The 16,404-nt window shown below is 71.4% G+C and carries 14 protein-coding genes; 7 read left to right on the top strand and 7 right to left on the bottom strand.

From position 1 onward, the window contains the following. Window positions 1-22: 22 nt before the first annotated feature. The gene (locus tag ABT171_RS16445) at window positions 23-637 is read left to right on the top strand and encodes a TetR/AcrR family transcriptional regulator (protein WP_351244183.1); all 615 of its coding nucleotides are present in this window, start codon (window positions 23-25) and stop codon (window positions 635-637) included. Here ABT171_RS16445 and ABT171_RS16440 read toward each other — a convergent pair. From ABT171_RS16440 to ABT171_RS16415, 6 genes are all read right to left on the bottom strand, one after another. Beyond that, complete coding sequence (locus ABT171_RS16440; RefSeq protein ID WP_351244181.1) at window positions 634-1,134, bottom strand: methylated-DNA--[protein]-cysteine S-methyltransferase; 501 nt, start codon at window positions 1,132-1,134, stop codon at window positions 634-636. The two genes, ABT171_RS16445 and ABT171_RS16440, sit on opposite strands and share 4 nt — an antisense overlap. After that, window positions 1,131-2,597 (bottom strand): DNA-3-methyladenine glycosylase 2 family protein, encoded by a 1,467-nt coding sequence (locus ABT171_RS16435; protein ID WP_503075368.1) that lies wholly within the window; start codon window positions 2,595-2,597, stop codon window positions 1,131-1,133. Before ABT171_RS16435 ends, ABT171_RS16440 begins: the two co-directional genes overlap by 4 nt. Window positions 2,598-2,660: 63 nt before the next feature. Beyond that, window positions 2,661-3,773 carry a ribosome small subunit-dependent GTPase A gene (gene rsgA, locus ABT171_RS16430; RefSeq protein WP_351244177.1) on the bottom strand — a complete coding sequence of 371 codons (1,113 nt, stop codon included), beginning with the start codon at window positions 3,771-3,773 and terminating at the stop codon, window positions 2,661-2,663. 316 nt (window positions 3,774-4,089) lie between these two features. Further along, on the bottom strand, window positions 4,090-5,592 hold the full coding sequence (locus ABT171_RS16425) for a cellulose binding domain-containing protein (protein WP_351244175.1): 1,503 nt from the start codon (window positions 5,590-5,592) through the stop codon (window positions 4,090-4,092). A gap of 236 nt (window positions 5,593-5,828) precedes the next feature. Then, a complete protein-coding gene (locus tag ABT171_RS16420; RefSeq protein ID WP_351244173.1) occupies window positions 5,829-7,160 on the bottom strand; it encodes a radical SAM protein in 1,332 nt (443 codons plus the stop codon). A gap of 58 nt (window positions 7,161-7,218) precedes the next feature. Beyond that, window positions 7,219-7,893: a pyridoxamine 5'-phosphate oxidase family protein gene (locus ABT171_RS16415; RefSeq protein WP_351244171.1), complete on the bottom strand. Its 675-nt coding sequence runs from the start codon at window positions 7,891-7,893 to the stop codon at window positions 7,219-7,221. A gap of 281 nt (window positions 7,894-8,174) precedes the next feature. On the opposite strand from ABT171_RS16415, the gene ABT171_RS16410 reads away from it, so the two are divergent. The 6 genes from ABT171_RS16410 to ABT171_RS16385 all read left to right on the top strand — a co-directional run bounded on the left by ABT171_RS16410 (window position 8,175) and on the right by ABT171_RS16385 (window position 16,124). After that, window positions 8,175-9,425 (top strand): ROK family transcriptional regulator, encoded by a 1,251-nt coding sequence (locus ABT171_RS16410; protein ID WP_351244169.1) that lies wholly within the window; start codon window positions 8,175-8,177, stop codon window positions 9,423-9,425. Between the two features lie 140 nt (window positions 9,426-9,565). Continuing rightward, the gene (locus tag ABT171_RS16405; protein ID WP_351244167.1) at window positions 9,566-9,895 is read left to right on the top strand and encodes a ricin-type beta-trefoil lectin domain protein; all 330 of its coding nucleotides are present in this window, start codon (window positions 9,566-9,568) and stop codon (window positions 9,893-9,895) included. A gap of 243 nt (window positions 9,896-10,138) precedes the next feature. Continuing rightward, window positions 10,139-11,404, top strand: a complete 1,266-nt coding sequence (locus ABT171_RS16400) for an ABC transporter substrate-binding protein (RefSeq protein ID WP_351244165.1) — start codon at window positions 10,139-10,141, stop codon at window positions 11,402-11,404. A gap of 20 nt (window positions 11,405-11,424) precedes the next feature. Continuing rightward, window positions 11,425-12,390 (top strand): carbohydrate ABC transporter permease, encoded by a 966-nt coding sequence (locus tag ABT171_RS16395; RefSeq protein ID WP_351244163.1) that lies wholly within the window; start codon window positions 11,425-11,427, stop codon window positions 12,388-12,390. 23 nt (window positions 12,391-12,413) lie between these two features. Then, on the top strand, window positions 12,414-13,229 hold the full coding sequence (locus ABT171_RS16390) for a carbohydrate ABC transporter permease (protein WP_351244615.1): 816 nt from the start codon (window positions 12,414-12,416) through the stop codon (window positions 13,227-13,229). A gap of 12 nt (window positions 13,230-13,241) precedes the next feature. Further along, window positions 13,242-16,124: a glycoside hydrolase family 2 TIM barrel-domain containing protein gene (locus ABT171_RS16385; protein WP_351244162.1), complete on the top strand. Its 2,883-nt coding sequence runs from the start codon at window positions 13,242-13,244 to the stop codon at window positions 16,122-16,124. An 88-nt stretch (window positions 16,125-16,212) separates the two neighbouring features. Here ABT171_RS16385 and ABT171_RS16380 read toward each other — a convergent pair. Further along, window positions 16,213-16,404 (bottom strand): acyl-CoA dehydrogenase family protein (locus ABT171_RS16380; protein ID WP_351244160.1); only part of this gene is annotated, 192 nt, incomplete at its 5' end.

The raw sequence follows: 16,404 nt of genomic DNA, 5'->3' as shown, positions 1-16,404 counted from the left end.
GGCGGAGGAACGGAGAGGGAAGATGCCCAGGCGGGTGGATCACACGGAGCGGCGGACCGAGATCGCGGAGGCCCTCGTCCGGGCCGCCGGGCGGCTCGGCCTGCACGCGGTGGGGATGCGCGACGTGGCGGCCGAGGCCGGCGTGTCACTGAGGCTGGTGCAGTACTACTTCGAGTCCAAGGAGAAGCTGCTGCTCTTCGGACTGCGCCACCTGGCAGGCAGGTTCGGGGAGCGGGTGACCGCCCGGGTCCGCGCGGCCGGCGACGATCCCGGACCACGGGCGGTGGTCGAGGCGCTCCTGACGGCGGCCCTGCCCGTCGACGAGGAGAGCCGTGTCTTCCACCACCTCTACACCGCGTACGCCGTCCTCTCCGTGACCGACGAGGCTCTCGCCGCCCAGCCGTTCATCAAGGACCCGGACGCCGCCGAGGCCACCCTGACCGGGCTGCTGGAGCAGGCCGCGGACGCCGGGCTGCTGCGGCCCGGGGTGGACCCCCGCACCGAGGCGGCCGGACTGCTGGCCATGTCCGCGGGGCTCGGCACCAGCGTCCTGGTCGGCCAGCGGGACGCGGACTCCGCCACCGCCGTCCTCACCTACCACCTGGACCGGATCTTCCGCGCCACGGACGGGGATTAGGGCGTACCGGCGGCGAGCGCGCCCTCCAGGGTCAGCAGCCACACCTTGCGTTCGACGCCGCCCGCGTACCCGGTCATCGCCCCGTTCGCACCGATGACCCGGTGACACGGGCGGACGATCAGCAGCGGGTTGGCGCCGATCGCGCCGCCGACGGCGCGAACCGCCGCGCGCGGTGCGCCGATCCGCGCGGCGATCTCGCCGTAGGTGACCGTGGCGCCGTACGGCACCTCGTCCAGCGCCGCCCACACCCGCTGCCGGAACGCGGTGCCGTGCGCGCGCAACGGCAGCCGGAACTCCTTGAGTTCACCGGCGAAGTAGGCGGCGAGCTGGTCCGCGGCGGCGCGGAACGGACCGGTGTCGTGCCGCCAGCCGTCCCGTACCGTCCGCCCGCCCTTCTGCCCGGGCACGGACAGCGAGGTGAGCGCCCCGTCCGCGTCGGCGGTGAGCAGCAACGGGCCCACGGGAGCGTCCAGCCGGTCCCAGTACACGGTCGTCATCGGGCCCCCTCCCCCGCCACGCGCAGATGCTGGACGGCGTACGAGCGCCAGGGCCGCCAGTCGTCGGGCAGCCGTACGCCGGGCGGCGCGACGTCCGGATCGCCGAGGGCGCGTACGCGCAGGGCGGCGACGGTCTCCGGGTCCATGCCGGGCAGGGCGAGCAGGGCCTCCTGCGCGGCGTCCCGGTCGGCTCCCGGATCCAGCCGTACGGTGCCGTCGGCGAGGGCTGCGGCCAGCGCGCCCAGCGGGCCGCCGGGCTCGGCCCCGGCGAGGACGGCGGCGTCGGGGAAGAGGTGGGTGAGGCTGCCGCAGGGCGCGTCGAGCACCTTGCCGTAGCGGCGCACCAGCTCCTCGGCGCCCTCTCTTCCGGCCAGGGCGCGGACGGCAGACTCCAGCGGGTCCACGGTGCCGGGCGAGCGCAGTCCGGGCCGGGCGGCGACCAGCCGGCCCAGCCGCGGGTCGGCGCCCAGCCGCTCGTCGACGGCGTACGGGTCGGCGTCGAGGTCGAACAGGCGCCGCAGCCGCTGCACGGCGGTGGTGAGGTCCCTGGGGTCGGTGAGATGCAGCCGCGCGTCGAGCCAGCCGCCCGTACGGGTGCCGGTACCGGTCCTCGGCGCCCCGGTGCGCTCCTCGACGGCGACGATTCCGGTGCCGTACGGCAGCCGCAGGGTGCGCCGGTAGGTACGGGCGCCCGGCGCGCCGGAAACCTCCTCGACACCGGTTACCGCCTCCTCGGCGAGCTGGTCGAAGACGGCGCCGGCCTGGTACGGGCCGCGGTGGGCGAGCCGCAGCGGTATCCCGGCGCCCGGCGAGGGCCGGCGCACTCCCCGGCCCCGGGCACCGCCCCGGCCGCGGTGGGCGGCGGCCCGCAGCTCGGTGGGCGTCGAGGCGTACACCTCCCGGACGGTGTCGTTGAACTGCCGCACGCTGGCGAACCCGGACGCGAACGCGATCTCGGTGACCGGGAGTTCGGTGGTCTGCAGCAGCGTCCGCGCGGTGTGCGCCCGCTGCGCCCGGGCGAGCGCCACGGGCCCGGCGCCCAGCTCGGCGGTGAGCTGCCGCTGGACCTGCCGGGCGCTGTACCCGAGCCGCGCGGCGAGTCCGGCGACGCCCTCGCGGTCCACGACACCGTCGGCGATCAGCCGCACGGCCCGCCCCACGACGTCCGCCCGCACGTTCCACTCCGCCGACCCCGGCACCGCGTCCGGCCGGCACCGCCGGCAGGCCCGGAACCCCGAGCCCTGCGCGGCGGCGGCCGTCGGGAAGAACCGCACGTTGCGCCGCCTCGGCGTCACCGCCGGGCAGCTGGGCCGGCAGTAGATCCCGGTGGTCTCGACGGCGAAGAAGAAGACCCCGTCGAACCGCCCGTCCCTGCTGCGCACCGCCTCGTACCTGGTGTCTTCGTCCGTCACGCTTCCCAGTGTCGGACCCGGCGGGAGGAGGGGCCAGCGGGAATCGGACATGGAGCTGAGCTGCTCTTCCCGGCGCCGGCCGGCAGGAACAGCTCGCACCCCGGCACAGGGCACCTACGCGAAGCGCCCCCGCTTGATCCCCATCGCGGCCTTGCCGGCGGCCCCCTTCCTCTTCCAGTCCCGCCGAAGCTCCGCACGGACCCGCGCATCCGTCTTCGCCGCGATCCACTGGTTCTCCCGCACCAGCTTCCGGTAACTCTCCAGCCGCCGCACCGCGAGCTCCCCGCTCTCCACGGCGGAGCGCACCGCACAGTCCGGCTCACTGTCGTGGGCACAGTCGTGGAAGCGGCACCGCCCGGCCAGTTCCTCGATCTCGGCGAACACCTGGCCGACGCCGCTCTCGGCGTCGTACAGGCCGACGCCGCGCAGTCCCGGCGTGTCGATGAGGACCCCGCCGGAGGGCAGGAGGAGCAGGTTGCGGGTGGTCGTGGTGTGCCGGCCCTTGCCGTCGACGTCCCGCGCCGCCCGCACGTCCATGACCTCCGCGCCGACGAGCGCGTTGGCCAGCGTGGACTTGCCCGCGCCGGACTGGCCGAGCAGCACGGACGTACCGGAGCCGACCAGCGCGACGAGGACGTCGAGCCCCTCGTCGTGCAGGGCGCTGACGGTCAGCACCGGCACACCCGGCGCGCTCGTCTCGACGTCCTGCACCAGGTGGGCCAGCGTGACCGGGTCCGGCACCAGGTCGGCCTTGGTGAGGACGACGACGGGCTGGGCGCCGGACTCCCAGGCGAGGGCGAGGAAGCGCTCGACGCGGCCGAGGTCGAGGTCGACGGCGAGCGACACGGCGACGACGGCGTGGTCGGCGTTGGCGGCGAGGATCTGCCCGTCGGACCGCTTGGAGGAGGTGGAGCGCACGAACGCCGTGCGGCGCGGCAGATACGCCCGCACGTACTGCGGGTCGCCGTCCGGGTCGACGGCGACCCAGTCCCCCGTGCAGACGACCTTCATCGGGTCGCGGGGCACGACGAACTCGGTGTCGGCGCGCACGGTGCCGGCCGGGGTGACCACGTCACACTGGCCGCGGTCGACGCGTACGACACGGCCGGGCAGGAGTCCCCGCTCGGCATACGGAGCGAATGCGGCCTCCCATCCGTCGTCCCATCCGTACGGGGCGAGATGATGCGAGGAGGGCGAGGACGAACCCGCGAGAGAAGAGAAAGACAAGGGAGGACCCTTCACAAGGGTGGCCCCGGCCCCGCGCTCACGGGCGCGAGAAGAGTGAGGTCAGCCGGAGGCCACGGAGGTGGAGTGGATGAACTTCCGGATGCGGGCAGCGCCCATCACAGAGACAGCCATCGGTCACACCTCCCGTTCCTCACTCGGCCGACAGCAGCGGCCGGCAGCCGCTGCACGAAGTGAGCCCAACCCTAGATGCGCGTACGCTCGGGCGCCATCGACTTTCCGGCAGGGTCACAGGTCGTTCCGGTCGAGGAGCCTCATCAGGTTCCGCTTGCGCTTCTGGCCGCGTCAGGCGATCTGTTCAGCCATCCCCGCAGGCCGCCCCGTTGAGCGTGAAACCGTACGGAGACCGGTTTCTGCCCTGCCAGGTGCCGAGGAACCCGAAGGACAGCGTGCCGTGCGCGGCGACGGTCTTGTCGTAGTCGGCGGCGGTGGCGGTGACGCGGGAGCCGTTCTGGCGGGCGCCGGCGTCCCACATCCGGCCGACCCGCTGACCGTCGTGGAAGGCCCAGGACACCCTCCAGCCGTCGAGGGGCCGGTCGGTGGTGACGGTGACGGTGGCCTGGAAGCCGTCGGGCCACTGGTTGACGAGGCGGTAGGCGACGCGGCAGGCGGTCGCGGGTGCGGTGGAACGGGGGCCGGGTCCGGGCCGGTGCGTGGCGGAGGAGGCGCCCTGCGGTTCGGGGTCGGGCTGCGTGCGGTGCGAACCGGCGGTCGTACGCGGCGCGGAGGGGGTGGCCGCGGGTGCCGCCGTCGCCGGGTCCTGCGGGGCGGTGGTGCGGGAGACGCCGGGGTCGGCGACCGGCTGCCGGTCGTCGCGGGCGGCGGCGGTGCCGTCTCGTGCTGCGGCGGTGTCGCCGCCGGAGCCGCCGAACGGCATCATCGACACGCCGAGCGCCAGCGCCGACAGCAGCACGGCGGCGACGAGCAGGCCGCCGCGCAGGACGCGGCTGCGGCCGGTGCCCTCCTCCGGATCTCCGCCCGCGGGGTCGGCGCCGCCGGGGCGGCCCGCGCCGAGGCGGACCTCGGCGGCGCGGCGGCGGCGTTCCAGGTAGGCGAGGCCGCCCCAGCCGATGACGCCGCCGGCCAGCGCGGCGGGCAGTCCGCCGCCGTGCAGCCGCAGACAGGCGGCGGCCTCGGCACACCGCACGCAGGTCGCCAGGTGCCGGGAGAGATCGTCGGGAGTGCCGGCGGACGGCGAGCGGGTGACCGCGTCCAGCAGGCGGGCGTAGGAGCGGCACCGCGCGTCCATCGGGGTGTCGAGGTGGGCGCGGTGGCAGCGGTCCCGGAACAGGGTGCGGACCTGGTCGAGTTCGTCGGCGACGGTGGCCGGGTCCAGGCCGAGCCGGCGGGCGACGGCGGGCAGGGGCAGCGCCTCCACCTCGGCCAGCCACAGCAGCGAGGCGTCGGCCTCCTGCAGGTCCCTGAGGCCGCGCAGCGCGACCGGGCGTTCCAGCGGCGGGCCCGAGAAGCGGGCGGACTTGCGGGAGTTGAGCCACAGCCGGAGGTCGGGGTCGAGCTTGTGTCCCTGGCCGTCGGCCTCCCAGGCGGCCGCCGTGTCGCGTACGGCGGTGAGCAGGGCCGGGATCGCGGGCAGCCGCGCGGTGCGGCGGCCCGCACCGCGTACATGGGTGCGCGCGGCGGCGCGGACCTCGCGCATGCCGAGCGTGAACGCCTCCGTCGCCAGCTGATGGGCCGTCAGGGAGCCGGAGGTGCACAGGTCCGCGTAGCTGAGGACCGCGTCCCAGCCCTCCGAGAACAGCGCGGACTCGGTGGCGTCCTGAGGGGTCGGCAGGTCGGGCATGGGACTCCTGCATCCACGAACGAGGTCAACTCACCACAGGCAAAAGGGAGTTGCAAGAAACCTCGCGGCAGTCACAGAGCCTTTCACGTCCTCGACACAACTGACAAGCCGCCTGTTCACATCCGGTTACCGATGGTGGCGGAGCCGTCGCGGGACGCGACGGACCCGCGACTCCACCCTCTGGTACGGATGCGGATGCCGCCGCGCTCACCGCCCCTCGGGCACGCCGGGCCGGATCACACCTCGGCCTGCTCCTCCACGGGTTCGCCCGCCGGCAGGCTGTCCATGAAGGAGCTGACGGAGAAGACCGCCCGGCCGGGTCCGGGCGGCCCGTACCCGGGCGGGGAGGAGAGCCCGAAGTCGTCCATCGTCTGACGGTAGGCCTGCAGCAGCCGGATGTGGTACTCCAGCGGCGCGCCCTGCGGATTGGCCTTGCCGAGCGGGGTGGTGGGCTCCGGGCACCAGGTGGTGAAGCGGGGCGTGATGCCGTGCGACATGAAGAAGCGCAGGCCCTCGGTGGTGGAGGCGATCGCCTCGTCCACGGTGGTGAAGCCGAACGGCTCGGCCATCTCCACGCCCGCCACGAAGTTCGGGATCACGTTGCGCGCGCCGAAGACCTCGGCGGAGTCCAGGATCCGCCGGTGCCACTCGTCGCGGCCGACGTACCTCTCCTTGCCGGGGCAGTACAGCTCGAACAGCCGGCGGTCCCACACCTCGAAGTTGGGGTGGTAGATCTGCACGCCGTAGTCCTTGAACCGCTGCACGTCCGCCTTGGGCAGCGCCTGGGCGACGACCTTGCCGATCCAGCGGCCCGGGAAGCGCTCCTCGATGGCCTTGGCGTACTGGCCGTAGAAGTCGGCCTCGTCCCGCCCGGCAACCGTTTTCGTAATGGCTCCGCCGGTCAGCGTGTACGCGGTGGACGCCTTCTGGGTGTCGTACCGGTCGATGATGTCGAGGGCCTCCAGGACCTCCTCGACGTCCTTGACTCCTGTATACGGTCGACCGGCGGCCTTGTGCTGGCGCCAGTTGTGGTTGATGTCGCAGTACTGGCACTCCTCCTTGGCGCCGAAGTACTGGCAGACCCGGAAGACGGTGAGGTAGATCAGGTAGCCCCACTGGATGGTCGGGGCCACCTCCATCACGGACTTCCCGTTGGAGAGGGTGTGCCGGTAGTACTCCGGCATGGGCGGCACGCCCACGTCGGCGATCCGCTTGCCGTCGAGGTAGAGCCCGAGCAGCCCCTCGTCGTCGGCGGCCACCCGGTACGGCGAGGCCGGGTTCACCCGTACGGAGACCACCGTACGCCGCAGGTCGTACGGGCCGCCGGTGAGGATGATCTCCTCCGGCGGGCGCCTGAGGGCCGCCTCGCCGAGCTCGGGCAGGGTGCCGTGGTCGAAGGAGAAGATGAAGTACGACTTCGGCTTGACCTCGCCGCTCTCGTTGTCGCTGAGGGCGGACGGGTCGAAGGCGACGCCTCCGCGGAGCAGGTCCTCCTTGACGACGGCCTCCCGCGGTACCTGCGGAAACCGCTCCATCAGATCCTCGACCAGCGCGGTACGACTGCCCATCCGTCTGTCTCCTCCCGGTTCAGGCGTACGTCCGACACCGTATGCCCATGCCTGCGGCTCAGCCGTGCCGGGTCCCCGCACGGCGCCCGATGTGTTCCGGTACGGCGGTCCCGGGCGGCAGCGCCGGGTCGGGCTGCGGGGTGCCCCAGACCGTGGTCAGCGGCAGGACCCCGGCCCACAGGCCGAGGGCCGCGTCGGGTCCGTCGCCGTCGTCCGGCGCGCCGGTGCGGATCTTGACGGAGGCCTCCCCGAGGGAGAGGGCGAGAAGGGTGGTGGCGGCCAGCTCCTTGCGGCTGGGGCGGCGGGCGTACGACCACTGGCCCGGCGCGCAGTGCTCGGTGAGCCGGCGCAGGCCGTCGAGCTTCTCGTCGGGGTCGGTGACCTTGCGCGCCGTGCCGTGGATCATGGCGCTGCGGTAGTTGACGCCGTGCTCGAAGACGGACCGGGCGAGCACGAGCCCGTCCACGTGGGTGACGGTCACGCACACGGGGCTGTCCGGGGCGAGGCTGCGGCTGGCCACGGACCCGTGCAGATACAGCCACCGCTCGTCCCGCCCGTACACCGTGGGTACGACGACCGGCCGCCCGTCGACCAGCACGCCGAGATGGCAGACGAAGCCGGCGTCCAGGACCGCCTCCAGCTCGGCCCGTTCCAGACTGCCCTGCTCGCGCAGGCGGCGGTGGCGGGTGCGGTCGGTGACGGGCAGGCGCGCGGGCAGCGGTTCCTGGGGCATGGAGCGCAAGTTATCGATTTCGCGCACACAGGGCCAGTGAAATTTCGGATACGCCAGTCAGGAGTGAGACAGGCAACGAAATCCGCAGCAAGTCTCCGTCCCGTTCATGACGGGCGGGAAGGTCGGCGCACACCCACGCGCCGGGAGGGGCGCAATGGTGGCGGGCACTTTCTCCAGCCCCTTTCCTAACTCCTTGTCGAAAGGTGCTCCCAGCCCATAGCCTGGCGCTCTCGCCGGTGCCGATGCCGCCCCGGCCTGGACGGGACGGGAGGGGCACCCGCGTGAAGCGCACATCACGTGACATCCGCACCGCGAACCGCTACGAGGTGTTGCGCCAGATCATCGCCGAGTCTCCCACCTCCCGGCAGGAGCTGGCCGCCGCCACCGGTCTGAGCCTGGCCACGGTGGCCACGCTGGTCGGCGAGTTGCTGGACCTGCGCATGATCACCGAGGTCGGGTTCGAGGACTCGGCCGGCGGCCGGCCCCGGGGCCTGGTGGCCGTCAACGCGTCGGGGGGCGCGTTGATCGGCGTCGACATCGCGGAGACGTACGTCCATGTCGAGCTGTTCGACCTGGCGCTGAACGTGCTGGCCCGCGCCGACGAGGACATGCGGCCCGGTGAGAGCCGCCCGGAGCAGGTGGTCGGCCAGGTGGCCGCGGCCGTCGGCTCGGTGGTGGCGCAGGCCGGGATCGAGGCGGCCCGGGTGCTCGGCGTCGGGGTGAGCGTGCCGGGCCAGGTGGACCGGGACACCGGCATCGCCGAGTACGCGCCCAACTGGGACTGGCACGACGTGCCGTTGCTCGACCTGCTCACCGAACACATCGCGTATCCGCTGCACTTGGACAATCCGCTGCGCGCGTGCGCGGTGGCCGAGCTGTGGTTCGGGGCCGCGCGGGGCCGTGGCGACGCGGTCGTGGTCAACCTGGGCACGGGCGTCGGCGCCGGTCTGGTCCTCGGCGGCGGACTGCACCGGGGCGTGAGCAACAGCGCCGGCGAGTGGGGCCACACCACGCTCGTGCTGGACGGACGGCTGTGCCACTGCGGCAACCACGGCTGCGTGGAGACGTACGTCGGCGCGCCCGGCATCATGCAGAACCTGCGCGAACTCAGCCCGCGGTCCGCCCTGCTGCACCCCGAGGACCAGACGGCCACCATCGACGCGCTGGCCCGGGCGGTCGCCGCGCAGGACCCGGTGGCGGTCAAGGTGGTCCGGGACACCGCCCGTTATCTGGGCGCGGGCATCTCCGACCTGATCAATCTGCTCAACCCCGAAGTGGTCGTGCTCAGCAGCTGGGTCGCCTCCCGGCTGGGCGAGCCGCTGCTCGACGAGGTCCGCCAGGCCGTCGCCCGGCACGCGCTGCGCCGGCCGCTGGCCGCCACCCGGATCGTCCTCTCCCCGATCCCCACCGACCCGGTCTCCCTCGGCGCGGCCACGTTCGCGCTGGAGGGGGCGCTGCGGTCCGTCGGCCAGAGGACCGGCACCACCAAGCGCACCACCCCCGCAAGGAGCCGTACCGCACCGCCTTCATGACGACGAAGGGACGCACGTGTCCCACCCCGCAAGAAATCCCTGCCGCTGACAGCCTCTGCCGCACTGGACGTCACCGGAGCCCTCCTCGCCTCCCCTTCCGCGAGTGCCACGGCCGCCCCGGCCGCCGCCAGGGCTCCCTGGTGGGCAGGCCGTCGGGCAAGTGCCTGGCCGCCGACGCCTCGGGGGCCGTGATCGCCTCGCGCACCGGCGCGGCGGGGCAGTCGTGGCCGTACGACGCCCAGGGCACGCTCAAAGGGACCAACGGCTGTCCGACGGCGGAGGGTCCGGGCCTGGCCGCCGGGGCCACGGCCACCGGTGACGCGGCCCGGCGCCGGCCGCTGAACTCGAACGGGCGGATCGTGGACGAGGCGGCGGGCAGATGCCTGGACGTCAGCGGACAGGCGACCGCCGACGGCGGCAAGGTGATCCTCCACAACGGCGGTGGCAGCGAGGCCTGGACCAGGCGGTAACCCCCGCCACCCGCCGACCGGGGGCCGCCGGCCGCACCCCTGACCCGGCCACCCCCAACCCCCTTGCCTCTCAGCCCGGTTCGTGATGCCGAACGTTTCACAACTCTTCGAACAGACTTCATCCAACCCCTTGCCGAAGGCTTAGCCGAAGGTTAGCGTCCCGCACCACACCCGCATTCGAACCATCCGGCCGCCGCCGGGCAGTGCGCCTCAGCCGCATCTCATACAGACAAGGACGTCAGCATGCCGGCACTGAGCACCAGCAACTGGGACCGCCGTTCGATACTCCGGGCCGCCGCAGGTCTGGCCGTCGCCGCCCCGCTCGCCGCGTGCGGCAGCAACAACGGCCGGGGCGGAGGCAGCGGTTCGGGCAAGCAGCTCACCCAGATGTTCCACGCCTACGGCGAGCCGGGGACGGAGCAGGCGGTCAAGCGGTACGCCGCCGCTTACAAGAACGCGAACGTGACAACCCAGTGGATCACCAGCGCCGACTACGAGAGCAAGCTCTTCGCCACGCTGCTCACCAAGAGCGCCCCCGATCTCTTCGAGTTCCACCCGCAGATCCAGATGGTCAGGAGCGGCCAGGTCGCGGACCTGAGCGACATCGTCGATCCGGTCAAGGACGACTTCAACACCGCCGACATCACGTCGCACACGGTGGACGGGAAGATCTACGGCGTCCGGATGATCGACGACCCGCAGTTCTTCTTCTACCGGCCCTCACTGTTCGAGAAGGCCGGCGTCAAGGTTCCCGAGACCCTCGACGAGCTGATCGAGGCCGCCGCCAGACTCACCACCGGCAAGACGAAGGGCGTCTACCTCGGCAACGACCTGCACGCGATCATCAACCCGCTGATCTGGTCCGCGGGCGCCGACACCCTCGACGACAAGAACCAGATCGCCTACCACACCCCCGGCGTCATCGAGGGGCTGAGGAAACTGCGCAAGCTGTTCTCCAGCGGCCATCTGCTCCTCGGCGCCCCGACCGACTTCTGGGACCCCTCCTCGCTCAACCAGGGCCTGTGTGCGATCCAGTTCTGCGGCATGTGGGCGATGCCGCAGTTCCAGCAGGCCCTCGGCGACGACCTCGGCGTCTTCCCGTTCCCGAAGACCGTCGACTCGGGCAAGCCCTCGGTGTACAACGGCGGCTGGTCGATGTTCGTCAACGCCAAGGGCGACAACGTCGACGCGGCCAAGGAGTACGTCAAGTGGCTGTGGATCGACCAGAAGAAGTACCAGGACGACTGGGCCACCTCCTACGGCTTCCACATCCCGCCGCGCAGCTCGATCGCCGCGTCGGCCACCAAGCTCAAGTCGGGTCTCCCCGCCCAGGGTGTCAAGCTCTTCAACGACTACGGGCACTTCGACAACATCGGCTGGACCCAGGCCATGATGCAGGCGACATGGGACCTCCTCGCCGACTGCGTCCGCAAGGACGGTGACCCGGAGGCGGCTCTCGACACTTGCGACAGGACCGTCAACCGCCAGCTGAAGAAGCTCTTCGGATAGGCCGGCGGACGGACCACGACATGTCGACGACCACCGAGCCCGCCCTCACGAGCCCCGCCCCGGCGCAGGCCGCACCGGCCAGGACCTGGCGGGGACTGCGGGGCAGCCGCACCTTCAGCTTCTGGCTCTTCATCAGCCCCTTCCTCATCGGGCTGGTCATCTTCATCTACGTGCCGATCGGCTGGAGCGTCTACCTCAGCTTCTTCGACGCCCGCTTCACGGTCACGCCGTCGAAGTTCATCGGTTTCGACAACTACACGTACATGCTGACGGACCCCAAGTTCGTCCGTTCCCTCGGCACCTTCACCGTCTTCGCCGCGTTCATCGTGCCGACCACCTGGGCGGTGTCCCTGGGCCTCGCCCTGCTGGTGAACCGGCTGAGGTTCATGCGGGCGTTCTTCCGGTCGGTGTTCTTCCTGCCGACCGCGTGCAGCTATGTCGCCGCGTCGCTGATCTGGAAGATGTCCCTGTTCAGCGGCGTGCGCTTCGGCCTGATGAACACCGTCCTCGGCTGGTTCGGGACCGACGGCATCGCCTGGCTGGCCAGCCCGAGCCCTCCCTGGTACTGGCTGGTCATCGTCACGGCACGGCTGTGGCTGCAGTCCGGTTTCTACATGATCCTGTTCCTGGCCGCACTGCAGAACATCCCGGCCGAGCTGTACGAGGCCGCCGCCATCGACGGCGCCAAGCAGGGCTGGCAGACCTTCCGGCACATCACACTGCCCCAGCTGCGCGCCACGTCGACCGCGGTGATCCTGCTGCTGCTCATCGCCGCGTACCAGGCGTTCGACGAGTTCTACAACCTGCTCGACAAGACGACCTGGGGCCGGCCGCCGCTGGTCGAGCTGTACTACACCGCCCTGGGCACGGAACAGGACTACGGCGCCGGCAGCGCGGGCGCCGTCATCCTGACCGCGCTGATCGTCGTCGTCAGCCTCTTCCAGGGCAAGATCATGGGCTTCGGAAGGGGAGACGACTCCAAGTGACCACGAAACGCAGGGACGGGGTGATGGGCAACACCGGCCTGTACATCGCCGGCGGTGTCGCCACCGTCCTCTTCCTGATCCCGTTCTACGTGCTGCTGCGCAACTCCCTCTCCACGGACGCCCAGATCACCGGAGAGCACTGGGAGTTCTTCCCCACGCACCTGCAGTGGGGCAACATCAGCGAGCTGTTCGACGACACCACGGTGCCGTTCGCCCGGTCGCTGTGGAACTCGCTGGTCGTCGCCGTCTCCATGACGGCCGGCATCCTGCTGGTGTGCTCGCTCGCCGGTTACGCCCTGGCCCGGATCCCGTACCAGCACGCCAACAAGGTCTTCTACGTCGTCCTGGGCACCCTGATGGTCCCGGCCCCGGTGACCTTCGTGCCCAGCTTCGTGCTGGTGTCCTCCCTCGGCTGGGTGGACAGCTACCGTGGCCTGATCATTCCGGGCCTGTTCAGCGGTTTCACCTGCTTCCTGTTCCGGCAGTACTTCCTCGGGTTCCCCAAGGAGCTGGAGGAGGCGGCGCGCGTGGACGGGCTGGGCTACTGGGGGGCGTACTGGCGGGTCGTCGTCCCCAACTCGCTGAACTTCTTCGCCGCGATCGCGACGATCACCTTCATCAACGGCTGGAACGCCTTCCTGTGGCCGCTGGTCATCGGCCAGGACCCCGGCTCGTGGACCGTCCAGGTCGCGCTCTCCTCGTACATGACCAACCAGACCGTCGTCTTCCACCAGATCTTCATGGCGACCGCCATTTCCATCCTGCCCCTGCTGATCGTGTTCCTCTTCCTCCAGCGCTGGCTGGTACAGGGAATCGCACAGACCGGTATCAAGGGCTGAGCTAGGAGACCGATGTCCTTCCCCCACCACACCGTCACCGATTACATCGAGGACGTCTCACCGGGCTCCGGGACGCTGCCACCCCGCGCGTGGTACGCGTCCTCGGACGCCACATCGCTCTCGCTGAACGGGAGTTGGCGGTTCCGGCTGTCGCCGACGGCCGACGCCGAGGACGACTCCTTCGCCGAGGAGGGGTACGACGCCTGCGGCTGGGCGGAGATCCCGGTCCCCGGCCACTGGGTCCTGCAGGGACACGGATCCCCGATCTACACCAACCACCTCTACCCGTTCCCGGTCGACCCGCCGCGCGTGCCGACCGAGAACCCGACCGGCGACCATCTGCGGGTCTTCGACCTGCCGGAGGACTGGCCGGACCTCGCCGAGGGCGGCGCGGTGCTGCGGTTCGACGGCGTGGAGTCCTGCGCCCGGGTATGGCTGAACGGTACGGACCTCGGCGAGTTCAAGGGGTCCCGGCTGCCGCACGAGTTCGCGGTCGGCCATCTACTGAAGACTGCAGACAATGTACTGGCGGTCCGGGTCCACCAGTGGTCGGCCGGCTCCTATCTGGAGGACCAGGACCAGTGGTGGCTGCCGGGCATCTTCCGTGACGTCACCCTGCTGCACCGCCCGGTCGGCGCCGCACTCGACTTCTTCGTGCACGCCTCCTACGACCACCGCGCCGGCACCGGCACCCTGCGCGTCGACTCCGACGTGGACGGCCGGGTCACCGTGTCCGAACTCGGCATCGACATCGCGACCGGCGACAGCGTGACCGTGCCGGTCGAGCCGTGGTCGGCGGAGACGCCGCGGCTGTACGCGGGCGAACTGGCCACCGAGGGCGAGCGGATCCCGCTGCGCATCGGTTTCCGCACGGTGGAGCTGTCGGACGGACTGATCAAGGTCAACGGCCGGCCGGTGCTGTTCAAGGGCGTGAACCGGCACGAGTGGCACCCGGAGCGGGGCCGCGCACTGGACCTCGCCACCATGCGCGAGGACGTGCTGCTGATGAAGCGGCACAACATCAACGCCGTCCGCACCTCCCACTACCCGCCGCACCCCGCCTTCCTGGACCTGTGCGACGAGTACGGGCTCTGGGTGATCGACGAGTGCGACCTCGAAACGCACGGCTTCACCGAGCAGGCCTGGCGGGACAACCCCGTCGACGACGACCGCTGGACCCCGGCCCTGCTGGACCGGGCGGCCCGCATGGTCGAACGGGACAAGAACCATCCCTCGGTCGTGATCTGGTCCCTCGGCAACGAGGCCGGCACCGGCCGCGGCCTGACCGCGATGGCCGAGTGGATCAAGGGCCGGGACGCCTCCCGGCTCGTGCACTACGAGGGCGACCTCACCTGCCGGGACACGGACGTGTACGCGCGGATGTACGCCGACCACGCCGAGGTCGAACGCATCGGACGGCACCTGGACGGCGGAACGCACCGACGGCGTGAACTCCCCTTCCTCCTCTGCGAGTACGCCCACGCCATGGGCAACGGCCCCGGCGGCCTTGCCGACTACCAGCGGCTGTTCGAGTCGTACGAGCGTCTCCAGGGCGGGTTCGTCTGGGAGTGGATCGACCACGGCATCACACACCCGGAACTGGGCTACGCCTACGGCGGCGACTTCGGCGAGGAACTGCACGACGGCAACTTCGTCTGCGACGGCCTGCTCTTCCCGGACCGGGAGCCCTCGCCCGGGCTGATCGAGTACAAGAAGGTGATCGAGCCGGTCGCCATCGACGGGGACGCCGCCGACGGCACCGTCCGCATCACCAACAAGTACGACTTCGCGGACCTGTCGGCGCTGGCGTTCACCTGGTCGTACCAGGTGAACGGCGAGACGGTGGAGTCCGGCGCCCTGTCGGTGCCGACGCTGGCGCCCGGTGAGTCGGCCGAGGTGAAGCTGCCCGAGCCGCCGGTCGCCACCGCTTCCGGCGAGGCCCACTGGACGGTACGGGCCCTGCTCGCCGCCGACACCCCGTGGGCTGCGAAGGACCACGTGGTCGCCTGGGGCCAGTTCGCCGTGTCCGCACGCCGGCTGCCGTCGGTCACGGCCACCGAGCGCCCGGTGGCCGGCGGCGGCCGGATCACCCTGGGGCCGGCCGCCTTCGACGCCCGCACCGGCACGCTGAGGACGGTCGGCGGGGTGGAGGTGACCGGGCTGCGCCTGGACGTGTGGCGGGCCACCACCGACAACGACGACGGCGCCGCCTGGCAGACCGGCATCCGCTACGGTCCCCTGTGGCGCACGTTCGGCCTGCACCGCATGCGGCACCGGCTGGACGCGGTGGAGGCGGGCGACGACGCGCTGACGGTTCGTACCCGAGTGGCGTCGGCGGCCCGGGAGGCGGGCCTGTCGACCGTATACCGCTGGACGTCGGACGGAGATCGTCTACAGCTGACGGTATCCGTGACACCGGAAGGCGACTGGACGGTGCCGCTCCCCCGGCTCGGCGTCCGCTTCGGATTGTCTGCAGTCGACCGTGTGCAGTGGTACGGCGGCGGCCCGGGCGAGGCGTATCCGGACAGCAGTATGGCGTCTACGGTCGGCCGTTGGCAGTCGACTGTAGACGATCTGCAGACGCCATATGTCCGTCCGCAGGAGAACGGCGCCCGCGCCGACGTCCGCTGGGTGGAGCTCGGCGGTCTGCGCGTCGAGGGTGCCCCGGAGTTCTTCTTCACCGCCCGCCGCTGGACCACCGAGCAGCTGGACGCGGCCGAGCACCGCACGGACCTCACCCCGGGGGACACGGTCTGGGTCAACCTCGACCACGGCCAGCACGGCCTCGGCTCCCAGTCCTGCGGTCCCGGCCCGCTGCCGCAGTATCACCTGAGGGCCGAGCCCGCCGAGTTCTCCTTCGTGTTCTCCACCACCGCTGCCCCGGGGGCCAGTTGACCAACACTGCCCCAGCGTGCGCGCGGGCCGGGCACGCTCGGCCCCGTGCCGTGCAGGCGTGGGGCCGGAGTCGGGCGAGCGGCGATGCTCAGCTGACCAGTCCCAGCTCCCGTGCGATGAGCATCCGCTGGACCTCGCTCGTGCCCTCGCCGATCTCCAGGATCTTGGAGTCACGCCACATACGAGCCACCGGGTACTCGTTCATGAAGCCGTAGCCGCCGTGGATCTGGGTGGCGTCACGGGCGTTGTCGACGGCGACGGTGGAGGAGTGGAGCTTGGC

Origin of the sequence: Streptomyces sp. NPDC001851 (assembly GCF_040297165.1) — a bacterium.
GTDB lineage: Bacteria > Actinomycetota > Actinomycetes > Streptomycetales > Streptomycetaceae > Streptomyces.
The sequence above is the reverse complement of the archived record's forward strand: the minus strand, read 5'-3'. Positions and strand labels throughout refer to the sequence as shown.

Excerpts from the sequence above, each read along its gene's own strand:
- ABT171_RS16445 (WP_351244183.1), top strand. The coding sequence starts at position 23 with ATGCCCAGGCGGGTGGATCACACGGAGCGGCGGACCGAGATCGCGGAG.
- ABT171_RS16440 (WP_351244181.1), bottom strand. The coding sequence starts at position 1,134 with ATGACGACCGTGTACTGGGACCGGCTGGACGCTCCCGTGGGCCCGTTG.
- ABT171_RS16435 (WP_503075368.1), bottom strand. The coding sequence starts at position 2,597 with ATGTCCGATTCCCGCTGGCCCCTCCTCCCGCCGGGTCCGACACTGGGA.
- ABT171_RS16425 (WP_351244175.1), bottom strand. The coding sequence starts at position 5,592 with ATGCCCGACCTGCCGACCCCTCAGGACGCCACCGAGTCCGCGCTGTTC.
- ABT171_RS16420 (WP_351244173.1), bottom strand. The coding sequence starts at position 7,160 with ATGGGCAGTCGTACCGCGCTGGTCGAGGATCTGATGGAGCGGTTTCCG.
- ABT171_RS16415 (WP_351244171.1), bottom strand. The coding sequence starts at position 7,893 with ATGCCCCAGGAACCGCTGCCCGCGCGCCTGCCCGTCACCGACCGCACC.
- ABT171_RS16400 (WP_351244165.1), top strand. The coding sequence starts at position 10,139 with ATGCCGGCACTGAGCACCAGCAACTGGGACCGCCGTTCGATACTCCGG.
- ABT171_RS16395 (WP_351244163.1), top strand. The coding sequence starts at position 11,425 with ATGTCGACGACCACCGAGCCCGCCCTCACGAGCCCCGCCCCGGCGCAG.
- ABT171_RS16390 (WP_351244615.1), top strand. The coding sequence starts at position 12,414 with ATGGGCAACACCGGCCTGTACATCGCCGGCGGTGTCGCCACCGTCCTC.
- ABT171_RS16385 (WP_351244162.1), top strand. The coding sequence starts at position 13,242 with ATGTCCTTCCCCCACCACACCGTCACCGATTACATCGAGGACGTCTCA.